This window comes from Desulfuromusa kysingii (assembly GCF_900107645.1).
In the GTDB taxonomy this organism is placed as follows: Bacteria; Desulfobacterota; Desulfuromonadia; order Desulfuromonadales; family Geopsychrobacteraceae; genus Desulfuromusa; species Desulfuromusa kysingii.
Window position 1 is genome coordinate 106,117 of record NZ_FNQN01000004.1, and the last position, 18,305, is coordinate 124,421.

Sequence of the window (18,305 nt, forward strand, 5' to 3'; positions counted from 1 at the left end):
AGTTTAGTTAAACCGCTTCATAGCACGTTGCTTCTTACGCAAACGGCGCTGGGCTTCTTTCTCTTTGCGTTTACGCTTAATGCTTGGCTTTTCGTAAAATTTACGTTGCTTCATTTCACGGAAAAGTCCCTCTTGCTGTAACTTACGCTTGAGAACCTTAATCGCTTTTTCGACGTTACCATCAATAACTGTGATTTCCACGAACAATCACCCCACTTTCTCTACCATCTTTGCAGAGTCACCTCCACAAGAGCTGGAACATATACCTTTTGGTCCCAATGAAGTCAAGCTTTTTTCAACAAAGAGACCTTGATTCCACCGTTGGTAAAACGGAGCAACGGCTCAAAAGAGAGGCCCGTCGCCTTGAGCAATTCAGATTCAGGACAGATAACCGCGCCGTCCCAATCAGTGAAAATGGAACCATAGAGCTGGCCCAAATCATGATAGAGAGATTGCAAGCTGGCATTCCGGCCCAGCCTTTCACCGTAAGGGGGATTACAGATTAACAACCCCTTGGGGAACTGTGGTTGGAGTTTCTGCATCTGTCCGCAAGAGAGTTGAATGGCCCCTTCCAACCCAATAGATTCTATATTTGCCTGCGCTGCCTGTATCGCTTTGGGATTATTATCAACTGCATAAATAGGGACTGGAAGAGTCGCCTTTTCGGCTCTCTGCGCTTCAATCAACAACTGCTGCCACAACCCTGGCCGAAATTTCGGCCAGTTCATAAAAGCAAAGTCCCGCCCTTTTCCCGGAGCCCTGTGGAGCGCAATCAAAGCCGCCTCGATAGCAAAAGTTCCTGAACCGGTCATCACATCAACGAGTGGCAATGACCCGTCATAACCGCAAGCCAATAAGCACCCTGCAGCCAACGTCTCCCGCAATGGCGCAGCAACACGAGCATGTCGGTAGCCACGTCGATGGAGAAGTTCTCCAGAGCTATCAACCGACACCTCACAGTGATTATCATTGATCCGGATAAAAACCTTCTGCACTGGCCCCGTGGTCCCATTCTTCTCACCCAGAGCTTTGACCATCGCATCCTCGCAGGCAGCGGCAATACGCCCGGTATGGTTTAAGCGGGAACCATGACTTACCGCCCTAATTTCACAGGCACGTCCTGGTTTGATAAAACGTCCCCAGGGGAGACGAGACAAACGTTGAAATAAAGTGGGAAAATCCCGAGCGACAACAGTCCCCAAACGAACTAAAATTCGAGTGGCACTACGTAACCACAGATTTGCAAGGTAGAGTTCGTGCAGCCCCCCTTCAAACTCTACTCCCCCACGAATAATGTGAAGCGGTTGAATCCCAAGACGATTCAGTTCGTTGGCGCAAATATTTTCAAGACCCAGCGTCGTCACAACAAAATAGCGATAAGTTTGTGCTTGCATCAAAGACCCCATGCGGAGAAAAATCAAAATAGCGTTAAATCATTAAATTTCTTAAAATTATCTGAGAATATATATTTATTTCTGCCGTTACACAATTATTGGTTTGTTCTTATCTACGAAAAAATATAGAATAGAGAGCCTAGTCGTATATCAACAACAGAGGCGGTGAATGTAACATGAATTACCAACGCTATTTCAAAACAGATCAACAACTACTGCTACAAGTTCAAAATACTGCCGGGAATGGTGAGCGGACTGAGCTTATGTCTGTGCGGGTTGTTTCTCTGGACGATGACTTGCTCCTCCTTTCTCTCCCTTATGGCGCAGATGCCGTTGAAAAATATCCTTTTAGTGAAGGATTGACCTTTGAAATTACATCCGAGTCTATGGGTTTGGGCATTCGTGCTACCGCTCGTTTTGAGAAAAAAATTGACAAAAACAAGTTTACCATCAGGCTCAACTCAGACCTGGAAATGTTCCAACGACGGATCAGTAAACGTTTTGATTGCCAACTGGGTATCCGCTTCAGTCGTGCCGCCAAAACACTGCATACCATGCGTGAAATCTGGGAAAAAAACATAAAAGTGCTTCACAGCCCGGAAGCTCCTCTCGTTTATGAGGGGTTTAAGTCTTATCGGGTTAACATCAGTTCCGGGGGTATCCGGTTCTCCATCAAACCACCGGCCGATCAAGGGGAGCTGTGTCTGGTTCTTATCAATCTGGAAGATGGGAAACCACCAGTCTGTGCTATTGCTGAGATCGTGTGGGTGTGCATGCAAGATGAATCAGCGGTCACGGCGGGTCTCCGCTTTATCAATATTCTCAGTGAGGATCAACAAAGAATCGATACCTTCATCAACTCAAAAAGATAAGACGGGCAATAAATCATCAACAACACAACAGCTCCCTGAAGAGTCTCAGCGCTAAAGAAACAGAACTTGACGCCGGTTCTGGATATCGCTCATCGTCATTAAAGGCAATTTGTGGCTTCACCGACAACTGTGCCTTGTCACCGACAATATTCTAGGCTATAAAAAACAAGTGTCATGATTGGCATTGAGATAACTTCAGCCGTCAGGAAACAAACACCTCATGCAACAAGTGACAGAAACAGAAGTTTTCCATGCTTGTCGAACCTTATTCGGCTCTGGTCTGCAGCTAAATAGAGATTTTTTATCCTATTTACAGCCAGCAGGAGTGCGCTCAGCTTATAGGCAAAAGGCCAAAATCACCCATCCTGACCGTTTTGCAGTGTCTGCTCCGATAATCCGCAGCAAGCAACACCGGCTATTCCAGGATTTAAATCAAGCGCATCAAACTGTTCTGGCCTATCTTAAACAACGAAAACACGTTTCCAGCGGAAACTTTTCGCGCCAGTATTCTGCCCCCACGCGACCCAGACAGCGACAAAATGATCCGTTCGAGCGGCAGTCACGACACAGGTCGCTCCCTCCGCGACCACTCCAATTTGGACTGTTCCTCTATTATTCAGGCATCATTCCATTCCATGCCGTGATCTCAGCGGTGACCTGGCAACGGCGGCAACGGCCAGTGCTGGGTGAAATTGCGCGGCGTTGGGGTTGGCTGAATGAAAGTAATATTCAAGACATTATCAACTACCGCAACGGCATCCTTAAATTTGGTGAACGGGCAGAACAACTGGGATTTCTCAACCAACGACAGATCCGCACCCTCCTCTATCACCAACAAAGCCAACAACAACAAATGGGACATTATTTTATTGAACAAGGATATTTTGATGCAGCAACCCTGAATCAATTGTTGTTACAACTTGCTGAACATAATCAGACCTACCGAAACAGATGTAGTGGTCAGTTTTATTACTTCCACCGCAAGTAAGCTGAGAGACTATCCCACTTAATCAATCACGACCTATGAAGGAGATCATATGGGCTTTTTAGCCACATCTGCCAGTATTTGTTATTTTCAAGTCACCGGCACTCTCGATCCACAAACTAAACTTCAAGAACTCGCAGACAAGCTTACAGCAGAAGGGTTCCGTTCGATTGAACAATCGGCCGATGAACTCGCAACAGGATGGGTTGAGCTAGACAACTATGACAGCAGCGAATTCAGCTCTTCACAACAGTGCTGGCGCGATCACTACCTGTGCTTCAGCTTACGCCAAGACCGCCGCCGCATCCCAGCTGCGCTGCTGAAACGACAGATTGTCCGCTTATGCGACAAATTTCTTGAGGAGAACCCGACGCTGAACTACGTCCCTAAAGGGGAAAAAGAACAAATCCGCGATCAAGCACGCACATCACTGCTTGCTCGCACTCTGCCGACACCATCTTTTTATGATGTGGTATGGGATACCGACCAGCAATTACTGCGCTTTTGTTCTCTGGGACAGAACACCATTGATAGCTTCCAAGGGTTATTTCATCAAACCTTTCCCGGACTGCGTCTACAAATATTTCACCCTCTCGCGCGTGCCATACAGGTTCTCCCAGAGCAATTACGCGACTCTCTACAACAGGCTAACAAGTCACAAACGGAAAACGTTTTGGAGCAAATTGAAGCTAATCGTTGGCTGGGAACTGATTTTCTCCAATGGTTATTCTATCGTACCTTGAATTCTGATTCACGCTACCAGGTCACAACCGAGGGACCGCTATTAGAGAAACAACCCTTCACAGCCTTTTTAGACAACCGCTTGGTGCTCGTCGGTGGTGGTCAAGAAGGGGTGCAAAAAATTGTTGTCGCCGGCCCACAAGATCAATATCGCGAAGTTCGAGCAGCCTTACAGCAAGGAAAACAAATCGAAGAAGCGACTATCCACTTACAACAGAATGAAGATGACTGTTGGAAGCTAACATTGAAAGGGGAACGGTTTCAATTTGGCAGCTACCGCACCCCTATGATTCGTCCGGATAAAGATCCAAATGACGACCCTCAGGCAGAAGCAGAAGCTGCATTTTTCACCAAGATTGCCAGCATTGAGGAAGGGGAGCAGATGTTCAATAGCCTGTTAAAATCATTTTTAGAGCTCCGCCTTGGTGAACAATGGGCAGCAGAACAAGCGGCGATATTAACCTGGCTCAATGAATAAGAATAACGTGCTATCGCCTCTGCTGAGGGAAAATTGTTATACTATGAGGACAAGTCAAGAGAACCGGCCTGCGTTACTGCAGAGATAGAGACGCTATGCGATTCCGGACAAAGTTTTTGATTCTGCTGCTGTTCGTCACCTTGTTGCCGCTGGGAATGAGTTTCCTGCTGCAACGTGCCTCAATGCTCCACTTTGGCAACAAGTTGACGGATGACACGCGAACCCTGCTGAATAACGATGCCCAGAGCCTGCTCCACTCATTAGTTAATGATTATGGTTTGATCCTCAAACGGGATAAAGCGATCGCTTTGTTGACGCTACAGAGTCAAGCCGAAGCCGTTGCAAGCCGCCTATCCGCTCCGCCACCCAAAACGCCACAACCAATCTTTTATTCTGCTGATTACGCCTCCGCACATAAGCGGCCAATAGATCTGACCTCGACATCGAAATATCAACGCCTCTCTGCAACCGGAGAGCTGGTCCCGATTCCTATCTCCTACTCCCAACAGGTCATTTTTCTTGCTGGAAAAAACCAGGGTTCAGAGCTGACTGATGATCTGAACCGCATCAGTCGAATGACAGACGTCTACAAAGCCCTGCATGCGATTCAACCAGACCTGTTTCTCTGGCAGTATACCTCGCTGGAATCAGGCATTCATTCCAGTTATCCGGGCAAAGGGGGATATCCCGCTGATTACGATCCCAGGCAACGACAATGGTATCAGGAGGCGGCAAAAAAAAGGGGGCAAACGCAACAGATAGTCACCGACTTAACCACCGGAACCTTGATCCTCACAATGGCGCAACCGATCTATACACCGGCAGGAAAACTCGCCGGGGTCACGGCTTTAGATATTGATTATCGACAATTTTTCAGCGACTGGAAGATCCCTGAACAATGGGGTAGTGAAGCACAGAGTATGGTTCTTGTTTATCATGAAGACGCTGCGGATCCGAACAAAAAGTTGCAGATTCTCCTCCGCAATCGCAATGAGAATCATTCATTAAATTGGCGTGTTCCGGTTAAACCTGAATATCTGGAAATAACAGATCCACAGCTCAAAGAGCTACAACAGGATTGGATCGCTGGAAACTCTGCCGTCAGAAAAGTGACCTATCAAGGCAGGGAAGCACTCTGGGCCTATGGCCCACGAAATAAAGAGGAACCCTTCCCGCTGGTGATTGTCCCCTATCAACAGATCATTTCACAAGCGGTCAACGCTGAACAATTTGCCAAACAACAAATCTCACAAAGTCTGACTATCAGTGCCGCGTTGACCATTGTTGTTGTCGCGATCGCTGTCCTGCTAGCAATCAGCCGTTCACGAAAGGTGACTCTTCCAATCTTGGAATTGGCGACTGCAGCAAATCAACTCTCAGCGGGAAACTTTGACGCTAGAGTTCAGATCCGCACCGGTGATGAATTAGAAGAACTGGGCAACACTTTTAACAGCATGGGAGCCAGACTCAAAGAACGGGACAAAATGATGCAATCTCTGGCACTGGCGAAAAAGATTCAACAACAATTACTGCCCGATTCAGCACCAGACTGTCCCTATTTTGATCTCGCCGGAAGAAGCATCTATTGCGATGGAACAGGCGGTGATTATTTCGACTTTATAGCACTGCAAATTTCAGGTCAGCAGCAGTTCGGACTTGCAGTTGGCGATGTCTCTGGCCACGGGATAGGTCCCGCACTGGTAATGGCAACTACCCGTGCAGCTCTTCACTCGTTGGTAAATCGTTACAAAATTCAACTTGTCGCCCTTGCCAACGAACTTAACAATCAACTATGTCGGGACACCGCCGAGGCATACTTCATGACCTTGTTTTATGGTGTTCTTGATCCGGCAGCACAATCTTTACGTTGGATCTCAGCTGGTCATGCTCCCTTGTTTCTCTACCGCGCTGACGGCCCCATTGAAGAACTGAGCAGCTCCGGGATTCCCCTCGGGATTATTGAAGACACTCCCTATGAAATGGCAACCACAATCCAGTTTATGCCCGGAGATATCTTGCTGATTGGGACTGATGGTATCTGGGAAGCCCAGAACAGTGAAGAAGAGATGTTCGGGACTCAAAGGGTCCATGAACTGTTAATTCGCCATGCAGAGGACAGCGCCGATACCATTGCCGAAAAATTTATCGCCGCACTGAACCGGTTCCGGGGAGGACATTCTCAGGACGACGATATCACGTTGATGGTCGTTAAAGCGCGTTGACAAACACCACGATTAAAAAAGAGAAAAACGGGGTAAAGTCTTCCAGATAAAAAGCCCATCATTCAGGAGAAGTATGGATAATCCATCTGCCTTGCAATTTCGATGCGGATCTCTTTTCCAGCGATGCGCTCCACCAGGTAAAGACCCAGATCAATTGCTGAAGTCACTCCACGGGCGGTAATAACATCACCGGCGTCGACCACCCGCTGCTGACTCACCTCCCCGCAGTATCGTGCCAACTCATCGTAGGCATTGGGATGCGTTGTCGCCCGCTTCCCGGACAGAAAGCCTGCGGCTCCCAACAGTAAAGAACCGGTACAGACAGACGCTTTCAGTGGTACTTCCTTCGCCGTTTTCAACCATGAGATAAAGCCTTCATTGTGTTGAAGAGAACGACTCCCATAACCACCAGGGACAACCAGAAGGTCAAAATCTCCCAGAGGTTGTTGCGACGAATCGGGATTAAAGCGAAGGTCTTGATTGTCGGCGACATCCGTACAGAATGAGCAGATCTGCCAATGAAATTTCGGCATAAAATCCATTGTCTTAAGACGCGTCAATGGATCATAGACCCCGACAAAATCCAACGCCGTCATCTGATCAAAGATAATAAATGCAGCCTTCATAAACCACCTCTAAATCACCCATCTAAAGAGACTTCTCAGTACACACAGTTGCCGATTTACCCCCTACAAAGACAGATATTCGGCAACAAAGTCCGCATCCTTGTCCCCACGACCAGAGAGGTTGACCAAAATAGTTTTCTCTTTTGGCAGTTTTTTAGCTAACTTCATCGCGTAGGCGACGGCATGAGCACTCTCTAAAGCGGGAATAATCCCTTCTAATCGAGACAACTGCATAAACGCATCCAGACACTCTTTGTCATCGATGGTTTCATATTTTACCCTCTCGATATCTTTCAGATAGCAATGTTGGGGACCGACCCCGGGATAATCCAACCCTGAAGCGATGGAATACACCGGGAGTGGCATACCATCCTGATCTTGTAAATTGTAACATTCAAAACCATGGATACTCCCCTTACTCCCCAACGTCAACGTTGCGGCGTTATCTGGGGTATCCAACCCCTTGCCCGCCGGTTCAATACCAATCATTTCAACATTCTCATCGTCTAAAAAAGCAGAGAATAAGCCGATAGAATTTGAACCTCCACCAACACAAGCAAGCAGGTAATCAGGCAGACAACCCTCTTTTTGTTGAAATTGTTCACGCGCTTCAATCCCGACAATGGACTGGAAATCACGCACCATTTTTGGAAAGGGGTGCGGCCCGACAACTGAGCCGATCGCGTAGAAAAAGTTAACCGGATCTTGCAGATACTCTTCGAAGGCACTGTCAACAGCATCCTTCAAGGTTTTGGTTCCTCGACTGACAGAAATCAGCTTACAACCGAGTATCTTCATCTTAGTGACATTCGGATGTTCCTTTTTAATGTCAATTTCTCCCATATGGATTTCACAATCAATCCCCACCAGCGCGCAGGCTGTTGCCAAGGCAACGCCATGTTGTCCCGCACCTGTTTCAGCTAAGACTTTGGTTTTCCCCATATGTTTCGCCAACAGAGCTTCCCCAAGGCAATGATTGATTTTATGTGCACCGGTATGATTCAAATCTTCTCGCTTGAGAAAAATTCGTGCGCCATTCTGCTGCGCGGTCAACCGCTTAGCAAAGAAAATTGGACTTGGACGACCAACATAATCAGCATAAAGGTCATGCAATTCTGTCTGAAACGCTTCGGTTTGACTGACCTTTTCATAGGCATCATTAATATCATCCATGACGGCCTTGAGTTCCGGCGGGATAATCTGGCCGCCGTATTCACCAAAATAACCATCTTTATCGGGCATCTCTAAAAACTGCTTTGTCATAAATATTCCCCTTCCTGGAGATAAGTTTAATCGAATCTGGATACAAAAAATATTGCGGACGCGGCTGCCTTCTCAAGACATGCCCTCTTTGGTTAAAAAATATACGAGAGTGCGACCTCTGGATCTAGAATGAAGATTCATCAGCCAAATTAGGGGAAGAGAAGATATCTGTCAAGAATAGACCATTACCGGTCAATGACCAGGCCTCTGTCGACTACAGGGAATTAACTACCAATCATCACGTCCCATTGGAATTATTCTCGCCACATGGAGACCTGATTCTTATAACTTGTTATATCGTCACAATAACGTCCCTTCCCTCCCGGTATGGCTAGACATTTAGAATAACCATGATTTTTTTAATCAATCGGATGCTTCCACATTTAATCCACATTTGATTCATAATTGTCACTCAATTCCATTATATATATTTGCATACAGATTACGAATTTCCACAATCCGATTGATAGATCGATCAGTGTTCAGGAGATAAAAATGTTCTTAAAAAACGTATTATTTGGGTTCCTCATTCTCGCAATCACCTTGCCTGCTTACGCTCAAAACACTGTAGAATTGAAAAAACAGCTCGTTCTCGGCCAGAAAAAATTAAATGTCATGGAAAACATGTCTCTTTCCGAAAGCGATGCGGCCGCTTTCTGGCCAATTTATGATGAGTTTCAGGAAGAGATATTTGAACTTGATCAGCAACGCTATCAAATTCTTACTCAATACACCCAGAATTACAAAACATTGACGGACGAGCAAGCCGATAGAATTCTGGACAGCATGTTCGAGATCAAGGATCAGCGTCAGTCCGTTTTAAAAAGGGTTTCTTTGTCCCTTGAAGAGGTCCTGCCGGCAAAAATAGTGTTCAGGTACCTGCAAATAGAAAACAACATGGCGACCCTGGAAGCCTATAGCCTGATTGAAAAAATTCCTTTATTGGAATAGCTCAAAACAATCCTCAAGAAGAACTTAACAGCTTTTTGTCAACCCGATAGATAACTCAATCTAGCGTAAACGTCTCTGCTGTTCCTTACGACAAATTCGTTAATCCACTCACAGATTAACGGCATATCCATAGCATCTTTACCCCCATACGGGCTCATCTATGATGAGCCCGTATTCCAGCAAGATAATCTGACCAGCATCTAAGTGAAACAGGACAATCTGCCATAAAAGGGAGAATGCCTCGTTATTAAACAAACTTTTGAATCGAAACCTTGAAGATCTCTGAACCTGACTTTTTAGTTGCGACCAGGTACAGCAAATAGTGCTGTGTTTATCTGTCATCATAACTTTAGGCTTGAAATGAAACGATCTGTATAAATCGTTAGCTGAAATCGACTTAAATCGTTACATATCAAACACTACAAATACAAAACGACTATATAAAGTCGCAGGGTAAAGACGATAAGAACAACAGCCGGATAACCATTGCTAATATTCTATTTATTTTGTGGAGGTCACTTTGAAAACGTTCTTATTCCTTTCAACTATTCTGATGCTTACGGCTGGATGTTCGTTAAAACTACCAACACCCCCATGGGTTGAAACCTCTTTGGAAATAAACCCTGTCACTAGGACAGACTACGATTCATCAGTTGACGCCCAACTGGCGACATTGGTCCGTCAAGTCACAAAACAATTATCCGGTCTTTCATGTAAAGACATTGGCATCCTGCAAATCGTCAATCTGCAAGGCGAAGAAGGGAACTTTGAAAAGTATGTTAAAGACGAACTCACCAACAGGCTTTCCAGAACCTATAAGTTCAGAGTGTTTCCGATTGATGAATTGACAGATGACCTAATTGATAGCAATCAATCTATTCTGGATGAAATCATCTATTTTTTCAAAAGAGAGCCAGTATATCTAACGGGAACGACCGTTGATCTTCCCAAAGGAATTAAAGTCGGTATTCAGATTACTTCAATAAAATCAGGACAAGTATTAGGGACAGCTTCAATGTTGTTCAGTAAAGACAGAAGCCTCCTAACCCTCATAGGAAAGGGAGACACTATCATAAAGGACACGATGAGAAACAGTTCATCAAGAATAAGCCATTATGAAGATCGGATGACCGGTAGAATCATTAAAGTCAGTGACAATGATTATGTCGAACTTATCCATGGGACATACACTCTCTATGTAAAACGAATCAATTTTGAATACAGCTTATTTACTGATGAAGAATCAACGGTTGAGATATTTTTAAATGAAGATTACCGCGTGATGAGTGCGGGGGATATGGTGAACTTTTCCTACGGCAGTCATCAGTTTGTTTTATCGTTACAAAGAGTGACAAATCACAAAGCCCTTTTCACCTTTGCCAACCTGAATGAAACAGAAAACGATGATGACAGTGAGACAACGACCAGCATTGACCTGAAGCAAATGGACGATCAACCTATCAGCCAGAACCTTTTATTGAGTGGCTTCGTAACCCCGATCAACACAACGGACAGATCAAAGCTATTCGAGTTTCCGCTTGAATACAGATTGCTCTTCATTGCCGGTATGAGCTTGCCTCGCAGACGAAGGAATTCACATAAAACGCTGACGAAAAACCTCGCATAAAACTTATCTCAAGGTAGAGATCTCAAAAGAGCAGAATCATCAAAACGCTTATAACTCGACATGGAGGTAGCACCGATGGACATAAGCAGTGTAAGCAGCAACCCTTTTCGTCAATATGTTTCTGCGTACAAGGAAAAAACTGAAGTCGTTTCTGAAAAGACTGTCGACCTGAGCAGTGACGTTAACAATGCCGTAAACGATGTCAGTAATGTTGTAACCGATGGCATAAGCGATGGCATAAGCGGTACAGAAAAAATAATTGATTTCACCTACGGACTTCTAGGGATCGATCAGGTAGAAAATGATCCTCAGGAGGTCTCCAGCAATGACGAACAAGGGGATGGATTATATAAACTGGGCCAATATATTAAAGCTGCCGGAACTGTCGGCACTTTTGTCTCGTTTTTAATTTAACGTAAACAGCTCAACCGCAATGAGTCAGCCCAGGATAGAAAAGGTTTCTGTCCTGGGCATGACATCCATTATTTCAACCAATCGCAGACCAACTGAATAGCCGTAAGCACTTTTTCACAGTGCAACGTTAAAAACTCATCATCCAAAGGATGATCGGCCGGAATTTGTCTTGCAGCCGCAAGCACTTTGGCGCCGTCAAAATCGACAAAAGCCAGCCGTGCTGTCAACTCCTCAACTGGCCGTCCGAAACAATTCCCCGGCAGAATCGCCACTCCAGTATCTTCGAGCAACCGGTTACATAACTCTTCACCGGTGTTTATGCCGCGTTCAGCCAGCTTTTTTCGTAACGGTTCGAAATCTGGGAACATGTAGAAAGCCCCATCTGGCAGTGCGACTGAGACTCCGGCACTATCCAGACGGCTCCAGATCCAATCGTTCAAGGCTTTGAGGACCCGTCTCGATTGTTGCAGATAACCTTCCAGATCAGCTCCCCCTTGGAAAGCTCTGACCGCAGCATATTGAATCGGAGCGCTGGTCGCGGTAAAGGTTTCACTGGCGACGACCGCCATTGCATCCAACAACCATTTCAACTCGGTGGGGAAAGCAAAGGTCCCAAGACGCCACCCACCGGCGCCAGCCCACTTACTCAGACCACTGGCAATAATGGTTCCCTCAGGATAATAACGGGCAATCGAACGATGAGCACCAGAAAAGTTCAGTTCACCATAGATCTCATCCGAGAGCATAATGATGTGATATTTTCGAGCCACAACAGCGAGTTCCTGTAATTGTTGCTCAGAGTATGAACAACCCGTTGGATTGTTGGGATAGTTGAGGATTACAATCCTCGGCTTTGAGGGATCGTCTTGACAGTGTCTTTCCAGTTCTTCTGGCGTCAGTAACCATTTGTTCGCTGCTGAAGTTTGCAGCCAATGGACATGGCGGCCAATAATATGCGCCTGCGGCGCGTACGAAACCCAGCTGGGTGTCGGGATCACCAAATCACCATAATAGACCAGCTGCAAAATAAACATCAGCTCTTTTGAACCCGGTCCTATGAGGATATTTTCCTCCAGAAAGGCAAGATCCTGGGTCCGTCGATAGTATTTAGCAACAGCATCACGCAGCGCTGCAAGCCCGCGAACCGGAAGATAGTCTTTTTGGTGAGCATTATTCTGCAATTCACGGACGACAGATTCTGGAACTGGAAAAGGTGACTGCCCTAGACCTAGCTTATAAATCTTTTTTCCTTCAGCAAGTAATTGATTGCTCTTCTCATTGATCCCCAGTGTTGCCGAAACCGGCAAACCGCGAATATTGAGGTTTAAGTTAATTTCATGCTGCCCATTGACCATTGTGAATCTCCTTCCCTGTGTCTTTGAGGGTCGTAAATCATGCTTGCAAAAAATGCCTTATTGAAGGGCAGCGATCTTGGCCCCGGTTTCGGCATAGTGTTGGCGAATAACCGTCTCTATTAACGGACGATCCTGTAACTTGACGCTCTCCAGGATGGTCCTATGCCGCTGACCAATTTCAATTGGGCTGTAAAGTTTGCTCCAGTTTTTAAAAAATAAAACGTGCAACTTAAGACTGAGTCGATCTGTATATTCAAGCAATTGAATATTATCGGATTTACTGATTAATAGATCGTGAAATTCTCCACCGGTCTCGACCACCATTTTATGATTGTTCTTATGGGCATAGATCTCCATTTGGTCAAGAAAATGGTCCAACCGATCAATCTCTTCAGGAGAAAATTTTGTGCATGACTCCATGACAGCATATCCTTCAAGGACACCTCGAGTCGTATAGCTATCCACGATCTGTTTGGGAGAAAGGATGGGGACAAAGTTTCCCACCTGAGGCCGGTAATCGACCAAACCGTTCATAATCAACTCTTTCATCGCTTCACGAATCGGAGCCCTGCTAATCCCCATCTGTTCAGCAAGAAGAGTCTCTTTTAACTGATCACCCGGACTTAAAACGCCATCCAGCAATAACCCGTAAACATAGTCAACGACTTGATCTTTATATGTTGTTTTAACAATAGGCATAAAAATTGTCCTCAAATCCAAACAGATGTCGACATTAGACATTTAACGGCAAAGTGAAGTCAAGAACAAAAGATGATCGGCTAAAAAGATATCGTTACCGATATATATAAAAATCAGAATTTATCTATTGACAATAAAAGTGATCCTCCTATAGTGTGCCATTGCACAAAACAGGATGGGTTTCGACCTTGTTATTTTGCCGATATAAAAAATAACGACAACATGATTCAGGAGGCAAGCGAAGTGAAAACATATGATGTACTAATTATCGGTGGCGGACCAGCGGCCATCACAATCGCGAAGATTCTAGGGAAAATCAAGAAAGTGGGTGTCATTCGGCCTGAAAATTATTCAATGATTTATTGCGCCATGCCCTACGCCATTGAAAAAGTTGTTGCTCTGGAAAAAACCTTTAAACAAGATAGTATTGTCACTGAATCTGGAGCAGACTTAATTCGCGATAAGGTTGCGAGCGTCGACTTTGAAGCGAAAACGGTATTGACAGAGCAGGATCAATCTTTTGCTTATGACAAACTGGTTATCGCGACCGGTTCCGTCCCCTTCCTCCCGCCGATAGAGGGTATCGATTTCGAAGGAGTCTTTGTCTTCAAGTCAGAAGACGATCTCAAATGTTTAAACGAAGCAGTAAGAACGAAAAAAATTAAAAAAGCAGTTGTCGTCGGCGCTGGAGCAATTGGGGTTGAACTGGCGTTAGCTTTAAATAATTCCGGCCTGGAATGCCACTTGGTCGACATGGCAAAAACAGTGCTTCCAAACCTGCTTGACCCGGAAATGGCCGTTGAGGCAGAAGCTGAACTAAAAAATGCTGGCTTGAAATTACACCTGGGTAGCAAGACAGAAAAGATCGTCGGCAATCTACAGGCAGAAAAAATTATTTTAGATTCTGGCGAAACAATTGACCTGACCGATGCAGATAACTCTCATGGCATTGTTGTTTTTGCCGTAGGAATGCGCCCCAAAGTGAGAATTTTCGAAGGATCCCGATTGGAAATCGGAAAACTCGGAATCATTGTCAACAGTAAAATGCAGACCAACATTCCAGATGTCTATTCGGTTGGTGACTGCGCTCAATTTATCAGTGGGATCACGGGTGAGTTAACGGAAGGAAAACTGGCGACCAATGCGGTCCCAATGGCGCGACTTTTAGCCAAAAACATGCTCGGTGCCAACCGTGAATATTCGGGGTTCTTCAACGGTGCTGCCACCAAAGCAGGGAATTTATTTATTGGTGGAACAGGATTAAGTGAAGAGGCCGCCAAAAAGAAATACGATGTCATCACCTGTCACTCAGAACTCACCACGACCTTTCCCATCATGCCGGAAGCCAAGCCGGTGAAAATGAAACTTGTTGCGGACCGCAAGACCTTGAGAGTTTTGGGAGCACAAGTTGTCAGTGGCAACCCGGTGGCCGACAAAATTGACATTATCACTTTGGCGATCCAGAGTAAGTTAACCGTTGTCGATATGGCCAACTTCAGCTATTCAGCACAACCATATCAATCATTCTTCCCTGCAAATAACCTGATCGTCGCCTGTTCAGAGGGAATTCTCGACAAAGTTAACTCAGACAACTTAGTCTATTAGAGACAGACACGCCCCATTTATCTATCAAGACAAGATAAATGGGGCGATTTATTCCGCTTGGTTGCCCAAAACACAATTCATAAAATTTCAGTCGCTGCTGGCGACAACAGCCTCATCTTCCTCGAAGATCAAAACAGACTGACAAAATCCCCATAAGGTGGAACCTGCCCCCGTTGTAAGTGTTGCTGAAATTGGTCTCTTGAAATTTCCTCAGCACCCATACTGAGAAGATGATCCGTCGTCTGCTGACAGTCAAGAAGCTCGAACTTTTTCTCACCTAAGTACTCAAGAAGATGAACTAAAACCACTTTTGAAGCGTTCTGACTCCGACTGAACATGGACTCCCCAAAAAAACAACGACCGATACAGATACCATACAGGCCGCCAATAAGTTGATCACCATCCCAACACTCAACTGAATGGGCAAAACCAAGTTTGTGCAAGCGGATATAGGCCTGTTTCATTTCAGGGGTAATCCAGGTGCCACTGCCATCAAGACCGGCACGCAGGCGACGACACCAGTAAATAACTGCAGAAAAATCTTCATTAAAACTGATTCGATAAGAAGTACGGCGGATAAAGCGCTTTAGAGATCGAGAAATATGCAAGTTTTCGGGAAAAAGGACGCAGCGAGGGTCGGGAGACCACCAAAGAATGGGGTCACCCTGATTATACCAAGGAAAGATTCCTAGACTATAAGCCAGCAACAAACGCTCTGGCGACAAATCACCACCGACAGCCAGCAAACCACAATCCTCTGCTGTTTCTACAGGGGGAAACCAAAGGTCATCACTAAGTCGTGAGCAAGGCATTAATCAAATCGAAATGTAAACTTACCGGATTGGTAGCCAACCCGTACATGGCCGCCACCGCGTAAATCACCAAAAAGAATTTTTTCGGCCAAGGGGTCATTTAATTCCGCTTGGATTAAACGGCCAAGAGGTCTGGCTCCAAATAACGGGTCATAGCCTCGACGACTGAATTCTCGTCGTGCCGCGGCGGAGACTTTTATGCTGACATCTTGCTCTGCCAACTGCACAGAGAGTTCGGTCAAGAACTTATCAACAACCTTCAACATGACCTTTTCTTCAAGGGGAGAAAATTTGATCACCGCATCAAGACGATTGCGAAATTCTGGCGAAAAAACTTTTTCAATAAGATTCTTAGGCGCTTCAGCACTGCGACTGCCAAAACCAATAGGGACGATATTCATATCCCGTCCGCCAACATTACTGGTCATGATCAGGATAACATTACGGAAATCCACCTCTTTACCATTGTTATCAGTCAAGGTCCCGTGGTCCATAACCTGCAACAGGATATTGAATAAATCAGGATGGGCTTTTTCAATCTCATCAAGAAGTAACACCGACCAAGGGTTCTTACTTACTTCTTCAGTCAATAGTCCGCCCTGATCAAAACCGACATAGCCAGGGGGAGAACCAATCAGTCGCGAGACCGAGTGCTTCTCCATATATTCACTCATGTCAAAACGCAAGAATTTGATCCCAAGTTGCTGTGCAAGTTGCTTCGCTACTTCGGTTTTTCCAACCCCTGTCGGGCCAGTGAACAATAAAGAGCCCACAGGTTTATCCGGGTGCCCCAGCCCTGCCCGGGATCGATGTATCGACTTGACCAAGCATTCAATTGCCGGATTTTGACCAAAAACAACCCGCTTAAGATCCCGTTCAAGATATCTGAGACGATGACGGTCGCTGCCAGCAATGGTGCGTATTGGCACCCGGGCCATGCGCGCCACAACCCGTTCAATTTCATTGATCCCTATGGAATGCTTAGGATAGCCATCCAAACGGTGCTGTGCTCCAGCTTCATCAAGCACATCAATCGCTTTATCCGGCAGATTCCGCTGAGGTAAATGTTTGACCGCAAGCTGCACTGCAGATTCCAAAGCCTCTTCAGTGTAATGGGCATTATGATGTTGTTCGTAGTGGAGGCATAACCCTTTTAGAATCTCAATGGTCTCATCGTTGGTCGGTTCATGAAGGTCGATCCGCTGAAAGCGGCGTGACAAGGCGCGGTCCTTATCAAACAGATTGCGATATTCCTCATATGTCGTCGAACCGATACAGCGAAGCTCACCCGATCCAAGTGCCGGCTTAAGAATATTGGAAGCGTCTAAAGAACCGCCACTGGTTGCACCCGCACCGACAATGGTATGAATTTCATCAATAAAAAGAATAGCTTGCTCACGCTTCTGGAGGGCTTCGACAATGGCCTTAAGCCGTTCTTCAAAATCACCTCGAAACTTTGTTCCTGCCAGCAATGCCCCCATATCCAGAGTGAATATTTCAGCATTTTTGAGCAGATCAGGGACATCTCCTTCGGCAACTCGAAGGGCCAGACCTTCAGCCATCGCAGTCTTTCCAACCCCGGGTTCACCGACAAAAATAGGGTTGTTTTTACGCCGCCGGCAGAGAATCAAAATCGTCCTTTCAAGTTCTGCTGTACGCCCTATCAAGGGATCAATCTTGCCTTCTTTGGCCCGAGCAATGAGATTAATGGTAAAGGATTCGAGTGGATCTGAGGGTTGTTGTTTGGGCTTGCTCCGCTCTCCTGGCGCAGGCTCCACGGGTTGCTGCTTTGGATTCTCACTGGCATTTCCAGAGATGTTGCCATGCGAAATCCGATCCAGCAAATCGACCCTCTCAATCCCTTGTTGCTGTAAAAAGAAACAGGCATGGGAGTTCTCTTCTTGCAGTATCGCCGCAAGCAGATCTCCAACGCCGACCGCATCTTGCTGAGACGCCTGCATGTGCAGAACCGTCCGCTGTAACAGCCGTTGTAAGGCCAATGTCTGCCGCGGAACATCCTCAGCCCCGGAAATTTCAGTGTCGACAGGGAGAGATTCAAGATGATCCTCAAAGAAGGTTTCCAGATCTTTTTTTAAGGCGTCTATATCACCACCGCAAGAGGCTAAAATCTGTGAACCAACCCCTTCAAGTAGCAACGCATAGAGGACGTGCTCAGTCGTCAGATACTCGTGCCTGCGTCGTTGTGCCTCACGAACTGCTAAAGTAAAAGCAATCTGAACATCTTGTTTAAACATTTCTGC

The 18,305-nt window shown here is 45.9% G+C and carries 16 protein-coding genes; 8 read left to right on the plus strand and 8 right to left on the minus strand.

Translation table 11 applies throughout. From position 1 onward, the window contains the following. Positions 1 to 3: 3 nt before the first annotated feature. Positions 4 to 201 carry a 30S ribosomal protein S21 gene (gene rpsU / locus BLU87_RS07860; RefSeq protein WP_092346444.1) on the minus strand — a complete coding sequence of 66 codons (198 nt, stop codon included), beginning with the start codon at positions 199 to 201 and terminating at the stop codon, positions 4 to 6. 83 nt (positions 202 to 284) lie between these two features. Beyond that, the gene (locus BLU87_RS07865; protein WP_175498301.1) at positions 285 to 1,394 is read right to left on the minus strand and encodes a THUMP domain-containing class I SAM-dependent RNA methyltransferase; all 1,110 of its coding nucleotides are present in this window, start codon (positions 1,392 to 1,394) and stop codon (positions 285 to 287) included. A gap of 176 nt (positions 1,395 to 1,570) precedes the next feature. Here BLU87_RS07865 and BLU87_RS07870 point away from each other — a divergent pair, with 176 nt between their 5' ends. The 4 genes from BLU87_RS07870 to BLU87_RS07885 all read left to right on the plus strand — a co-directional run bounded on the left by BLU87_RS07870 (position 1,571) and on the right by BLU87_RS07885 (position 6,692). After that, the gene (locus BLU87_RS07870) at positions 1,571 to 2,266 is read left to right on the plus strand and encodes a PilZ domain-containing protein (RefSeq protein WP_092346448.1); all 696 of its coding nucleotides are present in this window, start codon (positions 1,571 to 1,573) and stop codon (positions 2,264 to 2,266) included. Between the two features lie 220 nt (positions 2,267 to 2,486). Then, positions 2,487 to 3,254, plus strand: a complete 768-nt coding sequence (locus BLU87_RS07875; RefSeq protein WP_092346450.1) for a J domain-containing protein — start codon at positions 2,487 to 2,489, stop codon at positions 3,252 to 3,254. Between the two features lie 49 nt (positions 3,255 to 3,303). Next, positions 3,304 to 4,470: a recombination-associated protein RdgC gene (gene rdgC, locus BLU87_RS07880; RefSeq protein ID WP_092346452.1), complete on the plus strand. Its 1,167-nt coding sequence runs from the start codon at positions 3,304 to 3,306 to the stop codon at positions 4,468 to 4,470. 95 nt (positions 4,471 to 4,565) lie between these two features. After that, positions 4,566 to 6,692 carry a SpoIIE family protein phosphatase gene (locus BLU87_RS07885; protein WP_092346454.1) on the plus strand — a complete coding sequence of 709 codons (2,127 nt, stop codon included), beginning with the start codon at positions 4,566 to 4,568 and terminating at the stop codon, positions 6,690 to 6,692. Between the two features lie 62 nt (positions 6,693 to 6,754). Here the strand turns inward: BLU87_RS07885 and BLU87_RS07890 are convergent, their stop codons facing one another. Next, a complete protein-coding gene (locus BLU87_RS07890) occupies positions 6,755 to 7,318 on the minus strand; it encodes a DJ-1/PfpI family protein (RefSeq protein ID WP_092346456.1) in 564 nt (187 codons plus the stop codon). Positions 7,319 to 7,381: 63 nt separating this feature from the next. Continuing rightward, positions 7,382 to 8,581: a tryptophan synthase subunit beta gene (gene trpB, locus BLU87_RS07895; RefSeq protein ID WP_092346458.1), complete on the minus strand. Its 1,200-nt coding sequence runs from the start codon at positions 8,579 to 8,581 to the stop codon at positions 7,382 to 7,384. 495 nt (positions 8,582 to 9,076) lie between these two features. Between trpB and BLU87_RS07900 the strand changes: the two genes are divergently transcribed. The 3 genes from BLU87_RS07900 (at position 9,077) to BLU87_RS07910 (ending at position 11,573) form a co-directional block, all read left to right on the plus strand. Further along, entirely contained in the window at positions 9,077 to 9,532 is a 456-nt protein-coding gene (locus tag BLU87_RS07900) for a hypothetical protein (RefSeq protein ID WP_092346460.1), read from the plus strand. 610 nt (positions 9,533 to 10,142) lie between these two features. After that, positions 10,143 to 11,159 (plus strand): hypothetical protein, encoded by a 1,017-nt coding sequence (locus BLU87_RS07905; protein ID WP_139167496.1) that lies wholly within the window; start codon positions 10,143 to 10,145, stop codon positions 11,157 to 11,159. Positions 11,160 to 11,234: 75 nt separating this feature from the next. Then, complete coding sequence (locus BLU87_RS07910; RefSeq protein ID WP_092346464.1) at positions 11,235 to 11,573, plus strand: hypothetical protein; 339 nt, start codon at positions 11,235 to 11,237, stop codon at positions 11,571 to 11,573. Between the two features lie 68 nt (positions 11,574 to 11,641). On the opposite strand, the gene BLU87_RS07915 is transcribed toward BLU87_RS07910, so the two are convergent. Beyond that, complete coding sequence (locus BLU87_RS07915; protein ID WP_092346466.1) at positions 11,642 to 12,928, minus strand: pyridoxal phosphate-dependent aminotransferase; 1,287 nt, start codon at positions 12,926 to 12,928, stop codon at positions 11,642 to 11,644. Positions 12,929 to 12,985: 57 nt separating this feature from the next. After that, on the minus strand, positions 12,986 to 13,627 hold the full coding sequence (locus BLU87_RS07920) for a GntR family transcriptional regulator (protein ID WP_175498302.1): 642 nt from the start codon (positions 13,625 to 13,627) through the stop codon (positions 12,986 to 12,988). A gap of 243 nt (positions 13,628 to 13,870) precedes the next feature. Between BLU87_RS07920 and BLU87_RS07925 the strand changes: the two genes are divergently transcribed. After that, complete coding sequence (locus tag BLU87_RS07925; RefSeq protein WP_092346470.1) at positions 13,871 to 15,232, plus strand: FAD-dependent oxidoreductase; 1,362 nt, start codon at positions 13,871 to 13,873, stop codon at positions 15,230 to 15,232. 128 nt (positions 15,233 to 15,360) lie between these two features. On the opposite strand, the gene aat is transcribed toward BLU87_RS07925, so the two are convergent. Then, the gene (aat, locus tag BLU87_RS07930; RefSeq protein ID WP_092346472.1) at positions 15,361 to 16,044 is read right to left on the minus strand and encodes a leucyl/phenylalanyl-tRNA--protein transferase; all 684 of its coding nucleotides are present in this window, start codon (positions 16,042 to 16,044) and stop codon (positions 15,361 to 15,363) included. Next, entirely contained in the window at positions 16,044 to 18,299 is a 2,256-nt protein-coding gene (gene clpA / locus BLU87_RS07935; protein WP_092347043.1) for an ATP-dependent Clp protease ATP-binding subunit ClpA, read from the minus strand. Before clpA ends, aat begins: the two co-directional genes overlap by 1 nt. Between the last annotated feature and the right edge of the window lie 6 nt (positions 18,300 to 18,305).